Raw genomic sequence first — 243 nt, forward strand, 5'->3', positions numbered from 1 at the left:
CTGACGAAGGTATGTACAGCGTCACCAGCAGCATCAGTGATGCGGCGGGTAACACCACCGCTGAAAGTACGCCAGTGACGTTCGACCTTGACACCACCGTACCGGGTGATACCGATGGTGATGGCGTGAGCGATACCGCGCCAACGTTAACCATTGCCGATGCGGCGGACGGCAGCGTCAGCGTGGCCGAGAACAGTGATGGTTTTGAAACCAATGTCACGCTTCCAACGGGTGTGGAAGAAG

At 57.6% G+C, this 243-nt stretch carries 1 protein-coding gene; it reads left to right on the forward strand.

Going from position 1 to position 243, the window contains the following annotated elements; genetic code table 11:
* Positions 1-243: hypothetical protein (locus AACW06_RS20650; protein WP_192076425.1), on the forward strand; the 243-nt coding region annotated here is incomplete at both ends.

Origin of the sequence: Vibrio sp. S12_S33 (genome assembly GCF_963889785.1) — a bacterium.
GTDB classification, from domain to species: Bacteria; Pseudomonadota; Gammaproteobacteria; order Enterobacterales; family Vibrionaceae; genus Vibrio; species Vibrio aestuarianus.